This is a genomic window from Streptomyces sp. NPDC107546 (assembly GCF_055639175.1).
In genome coordinates, this window is the sequence record NZ_JBVKBA010000038.1 from 16,969 (window position 1) to 34,315 (window position 17,347).

Sequence of the window (17,347 nt, forward strand, 5' to 3'; positions counted from 1 at the left end):
GCAGGACACACGTCGGCTTCCCCGGCCCTGTTTTCCGTGTTCCCCGCTTCCCGGAGGCACAGTGCTCATCCGCGGCTCGCTCTCGGCAAGCACGACGCCCTGGGAATTACCCGTGAAAGGTGAACCCATGGCCGAGCTGTTCTACGACGCCGACGCCGACCTGTCCGTCATCCAGGGCCGCAAGGTCGCGGTCATCGGCTACGGCAGCCAGGGCCACGCCCACGCCCTGTCGCTGCGTGACTCCGGTGTGGACGTGCGTGTCGGTCTGCACGAGGGCTCCACGTCCAAGGCGAAGGCCGAGGAGGACGGCCTGCGCGTGGTGACCCCGGCCGAGGCCGCCGCCGAGGCCGACGTGATCATGATCCTCATTCCGGACCCGATCCAGGCCCAGGTCTACGAGGAGTCCATCGCGCCGAACCTGAAGGACGGCGACGCGCTGTTCTTCGCGCATGGCTTCAACATCCGCTTCGGCTTCATCAAGCCCCCGGCGGGTGTGGACGTCTGCATGGTCGCCCCGAAGGGCCCGGGCCACCTGGTGCGCCGTCAGTACGAGGAGGGCCGCGGCGTCCCCTGCCTCGTGGCCGTCGAGCAGGACGCGACCGGTAAGGCCTTCACGCTGGCCCTGTCGTACGCCAAGGGCATCGGCGGCACCCGCGCCGGCGTCATCGAGACCACCTTCACCGAGGAGACCGAGACCGACCTCTTCGGTGAGCAGGCCGTCCTCGCCGGCGGTGTCTCCGCATTGGTGAAGGCGGGCTTCGAGACGCTGACCGAGGCCGGTTACCAGCCGGAGATCGCCTACTTCGAGTGCCTGCACGAGCTGAAGCTGATCGTGGACCTCATGTACGAGGGCGGTCTGGAGAAGATGCGCTGGTCCATCTCGGAGACCGCCGAGTGGGGCGACTACGTCACCGGCCCGCGCATCATCACCGACGCCACCAAGGCCGAGATGAAGAAGGTCCTCGCCGAGATCCAGGACGGCTCCTTCGCCCGGAACTGGATGGACGAGTACCACGGTGGCCTGAAGAAGTACAACGAGTACAAGCAGCAGGACTCCCAGCACCTGCTGGAGACCACCGGCAAGCAGCTGCGCAAGCTGATGAGCTGGGTCAACGAAGAGGCGTAAGGGCATATGGAGCGGCACCCGGCCGGGTCGGCGATCGCAGCCGAACACCGCCGTTCCGGCGGGGGTGGCGTGGGACGCCGACGAACAGCTCTCGCCACAGAAGCCTGTTCGCGGCGTGGAACTCCGCTCAGGTCCGCAGGGACGGCAGGTGGGTGACATCGGACGCGGGGCTGGGCGCCGTCCGGCCGCGCGTGTCATCGCGGTCGAGAGAGGAAAGCGTGCGCCGCACCGACCGGCCCCCTCGTCGTCGAGCAAGGGGCGCGAGGCACGTCCTACGGCGCCGGGCTGGGCGACGAGATCTCCAGGCGCCTGTTCGACTGGCTCGACGCCCCCTTCCAGCGGGTCACCGGACGTGAGGCCTGGCCTCGCCGAGCATCAGCAACGTACTGGAACGGGCCGCCATCGCCCGGAGCGACGAAGTGGTGGCCGCGCTGGAGGCCCTCAAGGACGCCTGAGGGAGAGAGTGGCTGGTGCGGGAGGGCACGGAACTCACCGCCGGTAACCCCCCTTGCGGCCGTGGAGACCGACAAGGCCCCAGCTCGAGGTCGAGGCCGGGACGGAGGCCGTGCTCCTGCGCACGCTGGTACGGCCGGGGGCCCAGGTCGCCGTCGGAGCACCCATGGCCTTGCTCGGCACGCGCGCCGAACGGGGATCCGACCTCGATGCCGAGCCGATCCGGCTCGGTGTCACCGACCACGCGGCCCTCCCCCACCAGGCCGGCCACCCCGTCCCCTGAACCGAGACGTCGTGCGGCCGGCAACGGGAGGAGCCGACCCGCACGCCCCGTCGCCAGGGCACACGCCGGGCGTACGACCCGTCCCCTCGCGCAGGGCGCCGGGACGGTCGCCCCGCCGCAGCGTGTGCGCCCGCGCAGTCCTGTACTCGCAGGTACCGCGGATCCTCAGTCGGGTCCCGCGGTCGGGGAAGCAGCGGAGGGCGCAGCGACCGGCGGGTCGGGCAAGTCTTCCAGGAAGTCCGCGGTCGGCGTGAAGAACAGGGAGCCCGTGACCGGAGTGGAGAAGTGCAGGATGCGGTCGTAGGACGCTGACGCCGTGCCCAGGAACATGCGCTCCAGCATCGTCTCCGTGACTTCGGGAGTGCGCGCGTAGCCGATGAAATAGGTGCCGAACTCCCCACGGCCCACGGATCCGAAGGGCATGTTGTCACGGAGGATCTCGCGCTCGTTGCCGTCCGCGTCGGTGAGCGTTGTCAGAGCAACGTGTGAGTCCGCCGGTTTGGCGTCGTCCGTCAGTTCCACGTCGGACAGCTTCCGGCGGCCGATCACCTTCTCCTGCGCTTCGACTGGCAGGGCTTCCCACGCGTCGAGGTCGTGCAGGTACTTCTGCACGACGCCATAGCTGCCGCCTGTGAACCGGGGGTCTTCCTCGCCGACGAGCACGGCCGCGCGCGCCGCCGGGCCCGTCGGATTCTCCGTGCCGTCGACGAAGCCGAGCAGGTCACGTTCGTCGAAGTAGGTGAAACCATGCACCTCGTCTCGGACCGTGACCGCTCCGCGCAGTCGGTTCATGACTTCCGTGGCGAGCGCGAAGCACAGGTCCAGCCGCGAAGCGCGGATGTGGAACAGCAGGTCGCCGGGGGTGGCCACGGCCCGGTGCACCGGACCGTTGAGCTCGCGGAAAGGATGCAGCCTGGCCGGACGCGGTCCGGCGAACAGCCGGTCCCAGGCGTGCGAGCCGATACCGGTGACACAGCTCAGCCTGCCGTCGGGCTGGGCACGGAACCCCACGGCCCGCTCCAGTGAGCGGAGATCCGACAGCAGTTCCCGAACGGTGGTCTCGCCACCGGTGTCGATCGTGACGACCAGGAAGATCGCCGCACTGGTCAAGGGAGACAGAACCATCTGAGGCACCGGTTCTGTGACGTCTCCGGACATGCGTCATCCTCCTTCATCCACGTCGGTGGCAGCTGATCTCAGCGCCAGTAGTCCCTGAGACGATCGGTGCGGGACCACTGGCGCTTCTCGTGGCGTCGAAGTGCGTGGAGTCGACGGCTGTGATCAAGTGGGAGTTGCTGTCACTCACACGCCCTGGAAGGCCGCAGTCCAGCCTCTGAGACACGTCAGACGGCGTTGGTCCCATGCGATTCGAGTACTTCGTTCTCAGCAGCAGCCTTCGTCGGACGATCCGTGACGGGGCCTTTTGGCGCCGTCCGGGGACTCACCGCTTCCAGGCGTCTCGACGCTCTCCCGCCCGGGTCGACTGGCGCACCATTCGCGGTAGCTCGTCCGCGCGACGAAGGCGTCCGCACCTGGCAGAAGGTCCGTGGGCCGAAGACGCGCGCCGAAGAAGGGGCTGCGGACGTCCGTGAGGACATGGCGGTGCTCCGCATGCACGGTGGTCAGGGCGGCACGCACGAACGCGTCCAGCCTGAAATTCTCAGGGCCGGCGATCTCACGGACGCCGATCAGGGGTCGGGACACGGCGGTATGCGCAAGCAGGACGGCCACGTCGGTCGGGGACACCGGGCGCACTTCGACCGGTGGCACCCAGACGATCCAGTCCTCGGTGCCTGCGGTCGCTATGTCCTCGGCCGACTCGAATATCTGCGTGGAACGCACGATGGAATAGGAAATGCCGGACCGCTGAATCATGGTTTCGTGCGCCTGGAGGGCGCGGAAGGCACCCTCACTTCTTATACGGTCCACACCTACCACGGACAGGGAGACATGGTGTTCGACACCGGCGGCCGTCTCGGCCTGGAGGAGGGCGCTGGTGGAACGTCGCCATGACGCGACGAGGGCCTCCTCGTCCATGACTAGGCCGTGATCATCGGTGACGATCCCGGTGTTCAGGGACGGCTGACGAGAGAGGTCGATCACTACCGAACAATGGCGCAGGGACTCGGCGATCTCTTCTCGTGCGAGCGCGTCAAGACCGCCGGGTGCCGAGATCAGGTCGACCTCGTGTCCGTGATCCCTGACCCAGAGAGCGGTCTCGGCGCCTATGAGCCCGCCGTCGTCGAACACAACGACCTTCATCCGGGAACTCCCCCTATGAACGGGACCGCGTGGCGGTGCTCAACTGGACTCTTCCGGGGTGGACGCGTGGATCCCCACGAGCAGACCGGTGGACTGACCCACCTCGATGAGGTAGCCGTCGGGGTCACGGAAGTAGCAGCGCAGCTCGGATCCGCGGTCAATGGGCTCGGTGAGGAAGTCGGCACCGTTCGCGACGGCATGCGCGTGGAAGGCAGCGATGTCGGCCACTCGCACATTGAGGAAACTGGAAACACGCTCACCACTTCGTGGTGCCTCCAGTGTGACCCCTGGCTTGTCGGGGGTGGGACCGCCACCGGGGTTCATGATGATCCAGGTGTTGGCGACCTTGACGATCGCCGGATTCTCCTTCATCACGACCTCGCCGCCGAAGACATCGGCGTAGAAACGGCGGGAGACCGCGACATCGCGCACCGTCAGGAAGTGCGTGAGAAGGAGGCCCTGCTGCGGTGCGGGGAGATCCCCGTGAGGTGTCATCGTCCGTCATCCCTTTCATGGGTCCGGGTGGCTGAAGGTGTGACCGGACAGGCACCCGGTCTGTGACACCAGCGGGCGTCCGTGACGAAGGTCTGAGGAACAGAACGCCCCCGGTCCACGGAGGGGCGAGTCCGCGGCGCCGGCCTCCGCGGGCCGGCGCCGCGGCACCCCGGGGGCGACCAGGTCACCGCCCGGGTGTGTGGGAGCCTCAGTGGCGGACGATCTGGGGGGCGACGTCTTCGGTGAAAGGCTCACCGCCGGAGCGGGTGACCTTGCTGTTCTTGACGGGGTCCACGCCGCAGAACGCGGCCTCCAGGGTGCCGCCGAGGGTGGTGTTGACGGTGCCGTTGTTGGAGGTGTTCGCCATCGACGTCATGCTGCGCGTACCGTCGGCCGTCGTGAAGGCGTACGTGTAGTAGCCCTGAACGGTGCCGGTGTGACCGTAGACCGTCACCCCGCAGGAAAGCTTCCTGCCTCGCAGGCCGAGCCCGTAGGACTGGGTGCCGTCCGCGTTCACCGGGACCATGCTCATCATCTCCTGCAACTGCGGCTGGGGGACGAGCCTGCCGGTGACGACCGCGGTGAAGAACCGGTTCAGATCCGCCGAGTTCGAGATCACGGCTCCGGCGGACTGAGCCCAGGAGACGGTCTGCTCGGTCGAGTCCACCAACGGCAGCGTGGGGTCGTCGTCCCGGACGTAGCCCCGCGCGTAGGAGCCCGTGATGGTCGTCCGCGGATGCACGTAGGAGGTGTTCTTCAGGCCGAGCGGCTGGAAGATCCGCTGGTCGTACTGCGTGGCCATCGGCACACTGGTGACGTGCTCGATCATCTGGCCCAGCACCACGAAGTTGGTGTTGGAGTAACTGTAGGCGGCCCCCGGCTGGTTGGTGGGCTGGTGCGCAGTCGATAGGTCGATCAGTTCCTGGAACGTGAACACCTTGTTCCGGACAGCCTCGAAGCCCGGGACGGTGTGGTAGAACATGTCGTTCGTGTAGTCCCACAGGCCACTGCGGTGGCTCAGCAGATGCCGTACGGTGATGCGGTCGTCCGGCAGGGGCTTGGGGAGGTAGTCGTTCGCCGACGCGTCCAGGTCGATGCGGCCCTCGGCGACGAGTTGCATCAGTACCACGGTGGTGAAGCTCTTGCTGACGCTGCCGACGCGGAACCTGCGGTCGGCGTCCATCACGGTGCCGGCGGCGGTGTCCGCCTTCCCCACGGAGATCTGATAGCTGGAGGCACCGGAGTCGATGCGGGTGAGCGCGCCTGGCGCCCCGTAAGCCATCGCCTGCTTCTGCACGGCGAGCACACCCGTGACCGATGGGCTGGGAAGGCTGGTGGTGGCGGCACCGGCGGGTGTCACGGCCAAAGCGGCCAGTACGGCGGTACCTGCGAGCACGACGCTCGCGTTTTTGATGCGCATCCGATTCCTTTTGACGTGATCGGGTGAAAACGCTGAAAGCAACCTGCAGGCCGTAGGACGGTCCCTGACGACAGCCGTCGCTGATCCTCGCTCCGGAGGACAGTCATGGGCTGGACAGCGCTGGCCAAGACCATAACGCACACGGTGGGCACAGTGGCATGACGGTGACCCTGCCGGCCTCGGTGGTGGGTGGGGCTCTGGGGGGCGGTACCGGCCGGTGATCCGCACGCCGCCATCCCCAAGGGCACTCCCAGCACCAGAACAGCAGCATCTGGCCGTAGGTCCGGGCCAGCCCGGACAGGGCGGGGAACGGCGTCTACTTCGGCGAGTTGTTCCCCAGCCGGGTGCGCGGCACGGGCGTCGGAGTCGTCAACGACGTCTCCATGTTCGGAGCGCTCTCCTCGGTGTTCGGTCTGAAGGCGGCCATGGGCGTCGGAGCCCTCGGGTATGTCCTGGTGCTCGTCGCAGTACTGGGGCTCCCGGAGACCCGGGGGCGGCAGAGCGCCTGGTGCGCGGCCGTAGAGGGTACCGCCTCATCCTGGACCTTCCGCCGGGAACCTCACCCCGTATGGCACTACACTCACCGAGCCCCCGTCAGAACCCGCGACGCAAGAAGGCCGTGTTCATGATGCATGCAGCAGGGGCGATCGGCACGCCAGACGATGACCGGACGCACATCCGGGAGATTGCCCGGAACCCCGGGCCGATGGCGTCGGTGTTCGCCAACTTCCGCCAGTACCTCATGGGATGGGACGCAGACAGCCACCCAGGTTCCGATGTCGATCAGTTCCGCAGCGGGCTCGCCACCCCGCAGTTCAACGGCGTGGTGCGCGTGCGGTCCACGTCCGCGATCGGGTCGGCCGTGGCGGGCGTCCGCCGGGACCTGGCGGGTCTTCCCTGGTGGTGGTGGGTCGGGCCCGACAGCCCCGAGGACACCGCTGACGCCCTGCGGCGCCACGGCGGACAGGAGCTCGCGGTCCTGCCGGTGCTGGCGAGGCCGCTCGGCCACCCGGCCGAGACGCTCGATGAGACCGGTCAGGACGGTGCACGCGCCGGCCTGCGGGTGGAGACGGTGTGGGACGGCGAACGGCTGGCTGAGCTGGTCCGGACGTACCGGACGTCGATGGGTATCGCGCCCGGCCTGGAGCCGGAGATGGTACGCATCGAGTCGCAACGCGAGGACAACGCGGACATCGTCCGGCTGGCCGCGGTACTGGACGGCCGGGTGGTCGGGTCGACGGTGGTGATCAACGCCCACGGGGTGGCCGGGATCTTCCTCGTGCACGTGGCCGAAGCGCATCGCCGGCGGGGCATCGGTGCAGCGTTGACGGTCGCCGGGCTCCGGACGGGGCAGGAAAGAGGGATGCGCTCCGCCGCGCTCGTGGCGAGCCCAGCGGGAGAGCCGCTGTGCCGGCGCTTCGGCTTCACAACGCTTTCCGAGTACCGCGTGTTCGCCTTCCCGGCCTGAACCGCCGCCCGCAGTGGTGACGCCGGTGGTGCCGTACGACAACGGCGCCACCTGTCACGTCACGACGTTGCGGCAGCCGCACGGAGACTGGCAGGCACGGCTGGCCCCCCCGTTACCGTTTTCGTGGCTCCACAATGGGGCCTCCGGCCTTCGGGTCCGGCATGACTTCCCCCCCTTGTTGTTGATGATCCGGGGGGTGGTGTCACCGGGTCCGGAGGCATCGACGGACCGCTGATGCGGGGCTTGAGCACCGGCTTCACCCGAGCCGGAAGAGCTCTCCGTAACGTGGATGTGGCAGCTCGGTGCCGAGGCAGGCCGGACGAAGGCGTGATGGAGGGGCCTGCACGTGATGGACACCGGCGACATCGACGTCTTCCTCGGCCTGGACGTCGGCAAGGGCGAACACCACGCCACCGCCGTCACACCGGCCGGGAAGAAAGCCTTCGACAAGCGCCTGCCCAACACCGAACCCAAACTCCGCGAACTGTTCGCGAAACTCCAGGCCAAACACGGAACGGTGCTGGTCGTGGTCGACCAGCCGGCCTCGACCGGAGCCCTGCCGCTGGCCGTCGCCCGCGACATGGGCTGCCCGGTCGCCTACCTGCCCGGCCTGACGATGCGGCGGATCGCCGACCTCTACCCGGGCGAGGCCAAGACGGACGAGAAGGACGCGTTCATCATCGCCGACGCCGCCCGCGCGATGCCCCACACGCTGCGGGCGATCGACGGCGAGGACGAGACGATCGCCGAACTGGAGATGATCGTCGGGTTCGATGACGACCTTTCCGGCGAAGCGACCCGGGTCGCGAACCGGCTGCACGGTCTGCTGACTCAGATCCATCCCTCGCTGGAGCAGGTCCTGGGGCCGCGGTTGCAGCACCCGGCTGTCCTGGCCTTGCTGGAGCGGTTCGGGTCTCCGGCCCAGATCCGCAAGGCCGGGCGGCGCCAGCTGGTCACGCTGTTACGGCCGAAGGCCCCAAGGATGGCCGAGCGGCTGGTCGAGGACATTTTCACCGCTCTGGACGAACAGACCGTCACCGTCCCCGGCACCGAGGCGGCCGCGCTGATCGTCCCAAGCCTGGCCGCCGTTCTTGACCAGCGCAAGCTGCTCGCCGGGCGGATCGAGGAACTCCTGGAGGCTCACCCTCTTTCGAAGGTCCTGACGTCCATGCCGGGAGTCGGCGTCAGGACCGGAGCCCCCATCCTGATCGAGGTCGGAGACGGCCGCACCTTCCCGACCGCAGGCCACCTCGCCACTTACGCCGGCCTCGCCCCGGCAACCCGCAGTTCAGGGTCCTCGATCCGCGGCGAACAGCCGTCCCGGAGGGGGAACAAGCAGCTCAAGCGAGCTTTCTTCCTCTCCGCATTCGCTGCCTTGCGCGACCCGGCATCGCGGGCCTACTACGACAAGAAGATCAGACAGGGCAAGCACCACACGCAGGCCCTGCTCTGCCTCGCCCGGCGCCGGGCAGACGTCCTCTTCGCGATGCTCCGGGACGGCACCTTCGACGAACCGCAGCCTGTTCGGGCGGTCGCTCCGCAGACCTAGACCATGGTCAGAAGGTGATCCGTGGGGCTGTAGTCGACCTTCCAGTCGGCATAAACCCCCACGGCACCGTCTTTCTGGCACCGCAGCCCAACGGTCACCCAGCGGACCGACCCGTCGCCGGCGAGCGAGAACCCGACTGCCGTCTCGAACTCCTCGCTCCCGCACGGGCAGCCGGCCTCGCCAGGATCAGCGTCCTCCCAGAACTCCTCGCTATCCGCGATGAACGCGCGGCCGCCGCAACCAGTGCACACCCGCTCGGCTCCGCCCTCGACATCGTCAACGAGCACGGAGAACACGCGCCCGCCGCACCCGCCGCAGACCGAAGGAACGATCTTCACCGAACGGCCGTCGCAGGCGTTCCGGAGAAACACCGCGAGGTCCGCAGAGACACCCTCGCCAACCTGATCATCAGCATGCACAGACACATCGTTCCAGACGCCCGAACCAGCACCCATCCGCCTTGACCAAAGAGATAGGGGCACCCCCCCGCGGGCCCGTTTCAGGGGCCGGCGGACGATGTGCGTCATCGGCGCCGCAGCGCTACCGCACACTGGCGGAAGACGGGGCAGGCGCGTCCGTGTCACAGATTCACTCGATGCTTGGTCATGGTGAGAGAACCCTGTCAACACAATGTTGGCCGACGGTGTGAACCCGCCGAACCGTGTCGAGGACTCCAGTGAACGCCGTACGTCACTCCGCGCTGTTAGCCGCTCGCAGACGCCCCGAACGTATATCGGCCGCCACGTGGCTGGCCTGTGCCGCCCTGACCCTGGTCGCCCTCGGCATCTCACTCCCGCACGACGGCGCCGACACGGGTGACGACCGTGTCGGCGCCGGGCGCACCTGCCGTTCCGTCCTCCCCGCCGACCAGGAGCTGTCCTGCGGCACGTACGGCTTCGGTGACCTGCGTTACGTGTGCCCGGCGCCCGACGCGCCGCGGCGCTGTTCTAAGACCACACAGGTGTAGATACGCAACGCCGGGCCGTCCACCGTGTACGTCACCGTCATCCACGGGCCACGTCAGGGCGAGCGCCGGCAGGGCCCGGAACGTGAGATCGCCCCTGGTCACACGGCTGGCCTGCGCCCTGGGCAGGGAGATCTGCTGTTCGACCTCACCCTGCGTGGCGCCGGCCCCGTCAAGGCCCTGACGGTCGTCTCCGTGCGCTGACGCCCGTCCGCATCCCTCACTCCAGTGCCGGACGGATGCCCTGGGCGTCCGGCTCGGTGTGCTCCTTGCGGTGCCTCACAGGACCCCCTCCCGGACGCCGCGAACCGGTGCGCGGCCGAGCCTCGGCAGGGGGACGACTGGGTCACGTCCTGCGGCTCCACGCTTCGTGACCGCTTCCCGTAGTGCAGCCCGCTCCATGAGATCCCTTCATGTCCTTCGCACTCGACCGTCGCTGGCGCGAACGTCCAGTTAATGTAACGATCGGCACAACAACACTCTGCGGACTCTGTGCGTACCTACCGGTACAGTCAAAGTCATGCCTCGCCCAGTCAATGTCGAATAACGCGCCGAGTTGCTGCAGCAGGTGGTGGCGCAGCTTCAAGATCACGGACTCGCCCAGATGTCGCTGAGCCCGCTCGCCGAATCCATCGGCACCACCAAACGAATGCTTCTGTACTACTTCGGCAGTCGTGAAAACCTGCCACACAGGTACTGATCGCCAACCGGCCCGACGCCCATGCGATGTTCGACGACGTCCACGACACGGCCAGCCTGCGCCGGGCCGCCCGCGCGCTGTGGGAGGCGATGACCGTGGGGGAACAGGCCGGACCGGTCCGCATGCTGTTGCAGTTGCTGAGCCTGGCCGTTACCGACCCGCAGCAGTACGGCGCGTTGGCCTCCGACACCGTCGAGGTCATGATCGGCCCGATCACCGCCGCCTACGCCCGGCTGGGCCACCCGCCGGAGCAGGCACGGGCCGCGGCCACGCTACTCGTCTCCGGCCTGCGCGGATTGTGCCAGGACCGCCTGGTGACCCATGACGTCGCCCGTACCGACGCGGCAGCCGACCGCCTCATCGACGGAGCCACCGCGGCGTCCGGTTGACCCGGCGCGCCGACCGCCTCGCTGCTCCCCCGGGACCCGTCTCACCGGCGCTCAGCCGACGGCGCCACTACGGTCGAGCGCTCGCCGGGGACCGGTTCGGCGTCCCTCACCGTCGGGAGCGGGTGCGGGCAGACGCAGGGAACGCGATGCCGCCGCCGACCAGCACCGCGTACACCCCGGCCCGATACTCGTCGGATCAGGCCCGACGCGGCCGCCCCCGCTACGCATCGAGGTCCTCCTCCGGAAACAGGTTCGACTCTACGGCCGCCGTACGCCGCAGGCACCCTCACGCGGCTGACGGGTTCTGGCGGATCTCCCCGGCCCACGTGAGATCATGACGAGCCGTCGGGAGCGGGCCGGGGGCAGTGGAGTCAGATGAGTTCCAGCCCTCCGTCGACGGTGATCACCTGACCGGTCGCATGACGCCCGGCGGGGTCGGCCATACGAAGGATCCAGTGGGCCACCTCGTCAGCGCTCGCGATGTGGTGCGTGGGGATACGGTCACGCTCGTAGGCGTACATGTCGTTGGCGGCCTCCGGCGTGAGGCCGGCGTGCAGCATGACGTCGGTCCGGGTGGGGCCGGGAGCAACCGAGTTGACCCGAACACCTTCGCCGGCGAGCTCGAGGGCCCAGCTCCGCGTCATCTGCTCGACGGCCGCCTTGGTGGCCGAGTAGTGCGCGCCGCCTGCCATGGGGCGGTGACCGTAGGTACTGGAGAGATTGATGATCGTCCCGGAGGTCCTCCGCAGGTGGGGCAGGGCCTCGTGGGCCAGCAGGCTCGGAGCGACGACGTTGAGCGCGAGCAGATCGACGATCGTCTGCTTGTCGGTCTCCGCCAGTGGCATGACCGCCGTCGCGCCGGCGTTGTTGATGAGGTGGTCGAGGCGGCCCCAGCGTTCCACGGCGGCACTGACAACCTTGGCAGGTGCTCCGTCGCCGCATATGTCGATGGCCAGGACGTCGATGTTGTCGTGGGCCGCGGCCGTCTCTTTCAACGGTGCCTCACGCCGCCCCACACCGAGTACGTGGGCGCCGGCCTCAGCGAAGGCGATGGCCGTGCCCCGGCCGATGCCGGATCCGGCGCCGGTGACGATCGCGACATGGCCGGAGAAGGTCCGGTCGAGGGAGTCCGCAAGCATGAAGCCATCCTTGTTCGATGTTCGTTGTACATAGAACATTATGGAAAGGCTTCGGGTCCTCGTCAAACGGGGAAGTTGCAGAGTGACGACCACAGCCGTAGGGCACCGGGGCGGCCCGCGCAGGTCAGCAAGGGGCTTCGCCGGGCGACGAGCTCACGGCGTGTCACACTCCACAGGGACTGGAGCATGCCGGACGCCGAGAGGCGCGGTTGTTCGACACCATGGCACAAGGCGGCATGGGTACCACGGCACACCGCGAGCAGTGCGGCGCACGCCAAGTCCGGCGGCAGCGCGCGTCACAACCCCTACAGCGACGGGTCACCCGCCCGGGAACACACAGCTCGTTGAGTACGGGGCGCCGACAGTGACGTCGTTACGCCGGTTCGTCGCGCTCGGTGACATGGTCTCCGATGTTGTCGCTGACAGCGGCGGACAGCAGTGCCGGCAAGAGGCCGGGGAAACGGGCCTCGAGGGCGTCATGCCTCAGCTTCACATAGCAGCGCGTGCCCTCCTGACGGGTCTGCGTGACACCCGCCTCGCGCAGCATCTTGAGATGATGACTGAGAGTGGACTTGGCGACGGGGGCGCTGAATTGCCCCCATCCGCGCTCGGCGCCGTCGGACAGGATGCGGACGATCCCCAGCCGAGTCGGGTCGCTCAGCACTCCGAGCAGGCGCGGCAGGGCGATCTCGCTGTCGGCAGGAGACGAGTGGTCCGGCATGCCGACCATGCTACCGGGCGTTCGGCACGTGTCGAACATCGCTCGCGATCATGAACACACCGGTGAGAGCCCAGTGCTCCAGATCACGGCTCGGGCTGTCATGAGCGCCGCGCTTCCTCGGTTCTGTCCGTGTACCACCGGCTCGGCCGGGAGACTGTTCCGGCTCCTTCGCAGCCATCAGACCGCGGGTCCGGCCGACGGACCAGCCTCCTGGCGGGTGAGCGCTCCAGGGATGCGCGTGAGCCGGGGAACTTGCCGGGTGGCAGGCCGTGCCACGGTTTCGCGTGCTTTCCCCGTGCCGTCATCCGGCAGTCACGTTACTGCGCGCTGCGGGCGGGCACGGCAGCGACGTCGGCGCGCGACCGTGGCTTCGCATGGGTCGCGCCGTTCGTGCTCCCCATCAGTGGCGGGCCAGGTGCCGTCGCAGCCGCATGTCAAAGATCGAGGCCTGTCCGCCGTTCGTCCACCTCCTCCAGCGGCTGACGGCAGAAGGACACGGGGATACTCCCGTGCGTCCTGCCAGGTGAAGGACCTACCGATATCGTCGACCACCAGCGGAGCTGTCGAGACCCCCGCACGCTTACTGAGCCAACGCGCCATGTACGCCTCGTCTCCTCTCACGCAGCGTGGCGGGCGGTTGGTGACCCGGACGAGGGCGATCCAGGGGCCGGCGACAGCAGGCGGTGCACACGGCTGTCGGGGACGAGCAACCGGATGAGGTCTTCCAGGTCACCGGTGCTGGCCGCGGTCCGGAACGCGGACACGAGACGACGGTGCGACTCAGCGGGGACCGGCCGTTCGCGGCCGCACTCGAGCCGGGCCTGCGCTCGGTGGACCACCACTCGTGCGTTCTGGACACTGATCCGAAGCAGCCCCGCCAGATCGGCATAGGCGTAGTCGAAGCCCTTCCGCAGCACGTAGGCGGCCAGCCGGTCCGGGGTCAGCCTCGCCATGAGCAAGGCCAGGGCCGCCTCGACCGCCACGGTTCGCTCGGCACACAGCATGGGATCTTGGGCGGCCCGGTCGCCGAGGTCGGCCAACTGCGGCTCGGCCGGTGTCTCGTGACGGTGCCGCGCGGACTGGACGACGTTGATTGCCAGACGGGTCGTGGCCGTGGTCAGGAACGCGGCCGGATTGTTGATCTCCACGCGGTGGGTGAGCTGCCAGCGCAGCCACACCTCCTGCACCACGTCTTCGGCTGCCGAGACGTCACCGAGAATCTGGTAGGCGATGCGGAACAGTCGTGTCCGCTGGGCCAGGAAGGTGTCGAGGGCGATGTCCAGGTCGTCCTCGCCCGGCCGGGCGACCGGGGGTTCGGTCGGCGTCGTCGTCTCCGGGCTGGGCGCGGACATTCGGGGACCTCTCTTCGCGGGCGGACGCCCCTCGGGGGCGTTGTCTTCCACCCTCGGCCCGAGGCACCGCTCACCGCGCCCTTGGTACCCGTGGTCGAGTCCGTAGGGACCCCGTGGGGTCACCCGGGGGCCCGGCACCGGCCCTCAGCCGGACGGCACCTCGTTCCGGGTGTCCGCGGCCGGGGTACTCGCGAGGGCACCCGGCAGTTCGCGACGCGATTTGATACCGAGTTTCGTGTACACCTTCCGCAGGTGCCACTCGACGGTGTGCGGGCTGATGAACAGCTCCGCGCCGATCTTCGCGTTCGTCATGCCGTCGGCGGCGAGCGTCGCGACCTGCGACTCCTGGGGGGTGAGGGCACTCGTCGGTGTGCTCTCCCGCACTCTGACGTGCTCGCCGGTGGCGAGCAGCTCACGGCGGGCTCGCTCGGCGAACGCGTGGGCGGGCATCCCGTCGAACATCTCGTGAGCCGTGCGAAGGTGCTCCCGGGCCAGCGAACGGCGGTTGCCGCGGCGGAGCCACTCGCCGTACAGCAGGTGGGTGCGTGCCACCTCCACGGCCACACTGCCGCGACCGAACTCCTCGATCGCGGTCCGGTACAGGCGGTCGGCCTCGTCACCGTCGGTGAGGAGGGCCTGACTGCGGGCGCTGGCGCCGCGAGCCCATCCGGAGTCGGCGGCGCGGGTGAGTTCGACCAGCCGGGCCAGCGAGGCACGGGCCTGGTCGAGCTCACCGCACCGAGTGGCGGCCTCGACGTGTTCGACCAGCGACAGGCCGGTGAAGTTGAACCCGTCGTGGTCGATGCCTGTTCGGGCGGCCGCCAAGGCCTCCTCGTAGCGTGCCAGGCCGTTGAACAGCACGCCCTGGATGTAGCCCATGGCGCCCAGCAGTCCCACCTCGCCGCGTTGTTCGGCCCTCTGCCGGGCTTCTTCGATGATGCCGGCGGCGACGTCCGCCTCGCCTCTCCACGCGGCCAGGACGAGCGTCGCGTACTTGTGCGGGGCGTGGCCGGTCGCGGCGGCGAGCGCGTCGGCTTCGTCGATCATCCGGGCTGCCTCGGCGAAATCACCGTAGTGGATGTGCACGCCGCCGGCGTAGATGAGGGCCGGTGGCAGCGCGCCGAGCGCTCCGATGTCGCGGGCCAGGCGCACCGCGCGACTCGACAGCGTGTCCCACGCGTGCAGGTCCCAGGCGTAGTGAATGAAGGCCTCCAGCGCGACCGGGGCCAGCAGAAGCCAGCGCACGGTCGCCTCCCGGGTGCCGAGCTCCTCGTGTGCGAGCAGCTCCAGTGCGTCGTACAGTGCCGGGACACCGGTCTCACAACCGTCCGCGAGGAGCGTGGCCACACCGTCCAGGAGCAGGTCGGCGGCCTTGGAGCCCGAGGAGGGCGCGCCGGACCCGCGGGCCGCGATCGCGGCGGCGCGGGCACCTGTCGGACCGTGGACCCGGCCCGCGAAGATGGTTGCGCTGATCGCCTCCAGGTAGGTCTCCCGCGCCAGTGGCGACCCGACTGCGGTGAACTGCGCGGCGGCCTCCAGAAGCAGAGGTGCCGCCTCGTCGCTACGGCTGCAGGCGAACAGGATCCTGGCCCGCAGGCGCGCCAGGCGGGCGCGGTCCAGAGCGCTCAGGGGACACAGTTCGGCCACTGTCGCGAGCTCCGTCGCCCGATCGGGTGCGGCGGCGGAGAAGTGGGCCTCGGCGGCCGCGAGGGCTCGGCGCCCTCGCGGCCACGGGTCCGGCGTCACCTCGGCCGCGCGCTCCAGCAGTACCGCCTCGGCCGCGATCCCGCCGCGCTGCCGCGCGCGGTCGGCGGCCTGCTCCAGCCCCGCGGCGACCTCCTCGTCCGGCCCGTCGGCGGCCTGGGCGGCGTGCCAGGCGCGCCGGTCGGGGTCCAGGACCGAGTCCGTTGCCTCCGCCAACGCCCGGTGCACCGCTCGGCGTTCTTCGGGCTCGGCTCCGTGGTAGACCGCCGAACGGACCAGCGGGTGCCGGAACCGTACGGACTCACCGAACTCGATCAGGCCGGCCGCCTTGGCCGGTGCGGCATTGGGAGTGATCTTGAGAGTGGCGGCCGCGCGGACCAGCAGTCGCGCGTCACCGACCGGTTCCGCCGCGGCGATCAGCAGCAGCGTCCGGGTCGCCGGCGGCAGCGAACCGAGCCGGCTGGCGAAGTCCCGTTCGACACGGCTCGCGACCGGTCCCTGGACGCTTCGGAACGTCGACGAGTCCAGGCCGTACGCCAGCTCGGCGGCGCTGCGGCCACGGGAGAATTCGAGCAGCGCGAGCGGGTTGCCGCCCATCTCGGCCACGAACCGGTTGCGGACCCGCTTCTCCAGTCGCCCGCAGACAGCGGTTTCAAGGAGCTCTCCGGCCGCGACGGTGTCGAGACCGCCGATCCGCAGTGCCGGCAGACCGTGGAGTGCGTCCTGCCCCTCGGGGTCACGTACCGCGAACACCATCGCGACGGCCTCGGCGAGCAGTCGCCGGGCCACGAACTCCAGGGTCTGCAACGACACCTGGTCCAGCCATTGAGCGTCGTCGACCAGGACGAGCACCGGTCGGCTCTCCGAGGCCCGGGTGAGCAGTGTGAGCACGGCGAGGCCGACCAGGAAGCGGTCGGGCGGGTCCCCGGCCGCCATCCCGAACGCCACGCGGAGGGCGTCGCGCTGGGGTTCGGGCAGTTCGTCGAGCTCGTCCAGGAACGGCGTACACAGTTGGTGCAGGCTCGCGTAGGGCAGCTCCATGTCGGCCTCGATGCCGTGTGCCCAAGCCAGCTTCACCCGTGACGCCTGCGCGGCGACGTATTCCAGGAGCACCGACTTCCCGATGCCGGCCTCGCCACGGACCACCAGTACGCGGGACCCGCCTTCGCGCAGCCCAGCCAGCAGGTCGTCGAGGGCCGCGCACTCGCGATGCCGGCCGACCAGGTCGGGAAGCGGGCTGGCGATCATGCGACGCGGCTCCTTGGAGGAATCCGGGGTGTAGGGCTGCCACAACGGTTGTCGGAGCGATCCTCACAACGATA

The 17,347-nt window shown here is 69.0% G+C and carries 15 protein-coding genes; 6 read left to right on the forward strand and 9 right to left on the reverse strand.

Features of this window, described 5'->3' with window-relative positions; translation table 11 throughout:
* Positions 1-127: 127 nt before the first annotated feature.
* Positions 128-1,126, forward strand: a complete 999-nt coding sequence (gene ilvC / locus ACZ7L1_RS33840; RefSeq protein WP_471442765.1) for a ketol-acid reductoisomerase — start codon at positions 128-130, stop codon at positions 1,124-1,126.
* A gap of 565 nt (positions 1,127-1,691) precedes the next feature.
* On the forward strand, positions 1,692-1,862 hold the full coding sequence (locus ACZ7L1_RS33845; protein WP_471442767.1) for a hypothetical protein: 171 nt from the start codon (positions 1,692-1,694) through the stop codon (positions 1,860-1,862).
* 165 nt (positions 1,863-2,027) lie between these two features.
* Here ACZ7L1_RS33845 and ACZ7L1_RS33850 read toward each other — a convergent pair whose 3' ends face one another.
* The 4 genes from ACZ7L1_RS33850 to ACZ7L1_RS33865 all read right to left on the reverse strand — a co-directional run bounded on the left by ACZ7L1_RS33850 (position 2,028) and on the right by ACZ7L1_RS33865 (position 6,039).
* Complete coding sequence (locus tag ACZ7L1_RS33850) at positions 2,028-3,020, reverse strand: Dyp-type peroxidase (protein WP_471442769.1); 993 nt, start codon at positions 3,018-3,020, stop codon at positions 2,028-2,030.
* 225 nt (positions 3,021-3,245) lie between these two features.
* Entirely contained in the window at positions 3,246-4,112 is an 867-nt protein-coding gene (locus ACZ7L1_RS33855) for an SDR family oxidoreductase (protein WP_471442771.1), read from the reverse strand.
* Positions 4,113-4,163: 51 nt separating this feature from the next.
* Complete coding sequence (locus ACZ7L1_RS33860; RefSeq protein WP_471442773.1) at positions 4,164-4,619, reverse strand: VOC family protein; 456 nt, start codon at positions 4,617-4,619, stop codon at positions 4,164-4,166.
* A 208-nt stretch (positions 4,620-4,827) separates the two neighbouring features.
* The gene (locus ACZ7L1_RS33865) at positions 4,828-6,039 is read right to left on the reverse strand and encodes a serine hydrolase domain-containing protein (RefSeq protein ID WP_471442775.1); all 1,212 of its coding nucleotides are present in this window, start codon (positions 6,037-6,039) and stop codon (positions 4,828-4,830) included.
* Between the two features lie 625 nt (positions 6,040-6,664).
* Between ACZ7L1_RS33865 and ACZ7L1_RS33870 the strand changes: the two genes are divergently transcribed.
* A complete protein-coding gene (locus tag ACZ7L1_RS33870) occupies positions 6,665-7,507 on the forward strand; it encodes a GNAT family N-acetyltransferase (RefSeq protein ID WP_471442777.1) in 843 nt (280 codons plus the stop codon).
* Positions 7,508-7,856: 349 nt separating this feature from the next.
* Positions 7,857-9,056 (forward strand): IS110 family RNA-guided transposase, encoded by a 1,200-nt coding sequence (locus ACZ7L1_RS33875; RefSeq protein ID WP_471442833.1) that lies wholly within the window; start codon positions 7,857-7,859, stop codon positions 9,054-9,056.
* Here ACZ7L1_RS33875 and ACZ7L1_RS33880 read toward each other — a convergent pair.
* Entirely contained in the window at positions 9,053-9,475 is a 423-nt protein-coding gene (locus tag ACZ7L1_RS33880) for a hypothetical protein (RefSeq protein ID WP_471442779.1), read from the reverse strand. The two genes, ACZ7L1_RS33875 and ACZ7L1_RS33880, sit on opposite strands and share 4 nt — an antisense overlap.
* Positions 9,476-10,576: 1,101 nt before the next feature.
* Here ACZ7L1_RS33880 and ACZ7L1_RS33885 point away from each other — a divergent pair.
* Both ACZ7L1_RS33885 and ACZ7L1_RS33890 read left to right on the forward strand, forming a co-directional pair.
* A complete protein-coding gene (locus ACZ7L1_RS33885) occupies positions 10,577-10,720 on the forward strand; it encodes a TetR family transcriptional regulator (RefSeq protein WP_471442781.1) in 144 nt (47 codons plus the stop codon).
* Between the two features lie 26 nt (positions 10,721-10,746).
* Positions 10,747-11,109, forward strand: coding sequence for a hypothetical protein (locus ACZ7L1_RS33890; RefSeq protein WP_471442783.1), 363 nt, complete (start codon positions 10,747-10,749; stop codon positions 11,107-11,109).
* 371 nt (positions 11,110-11,480) lie between these two features.
* Here ACZ7L1_RS33890 and ACZ7L1_RS33895 read toward each other — a convergent pair whose 3' ends face one another.
* From ACZ7L1_RS33895 to ACZ7L1_RS33910, 4 genes are all read right to left on the reverse strand, one after another.
* Positions 11,481-12,248 (reverse strand): SDR family NAD(P)-dependent oxidoreductase, encoded by a 768-nt coding sequence (locus ACZ7L1_RS33895; RefSeq protein WP_471442785.1) that lies wholly within the window; start codon positions 12,246-12,248, stop codon positions 11,481-11,483.
* Positions 12,249-12,621: 373 nt separating this feature from the next.
* Positions 12,622-12,969 (reverse strand): ArsR/SmtB family transcription factor, encoded by a 348-nt coding sequence (locus ACZ7L1_RS33900; RefSeq protein WP_471442787.1) that lies wholly within the window; start codon positions 12,967-12,969, stop codon positions 12,622-12,624.
* A gap of 617 nt (positions 12,970-13,586) precedes the next feature.
* Positions 13,587-14,321 carry a sigma factor gene (locus tag ACZ7L1_RS33905; protein ID WP_471442789.1) on the reverse strand — a complete coding sequence of 245 codons (735 nt, stop codon included), beginning with the start codon at positions 14,319-14,321 and terminating at the stop codon, positions 13,587-13,589.
* Between the two features lie 144 nt (positions 14,322-14,465).
* The gene (locus ACZ7L1_RS33910) at positions 14,466-17,273 is read right to left on the reverse strand and encodes a helix-turn-helix transcriptional regulator (RefSeq protein ID WP_471442791.1); all 2,808 of its coding nucleotides are present in this window, start codon (positions 17,271-17,273) and stop codon (positions 14,466-14,468) included.
* Positions 17,274-17,347: the final 74 nt, after the last annotated feature.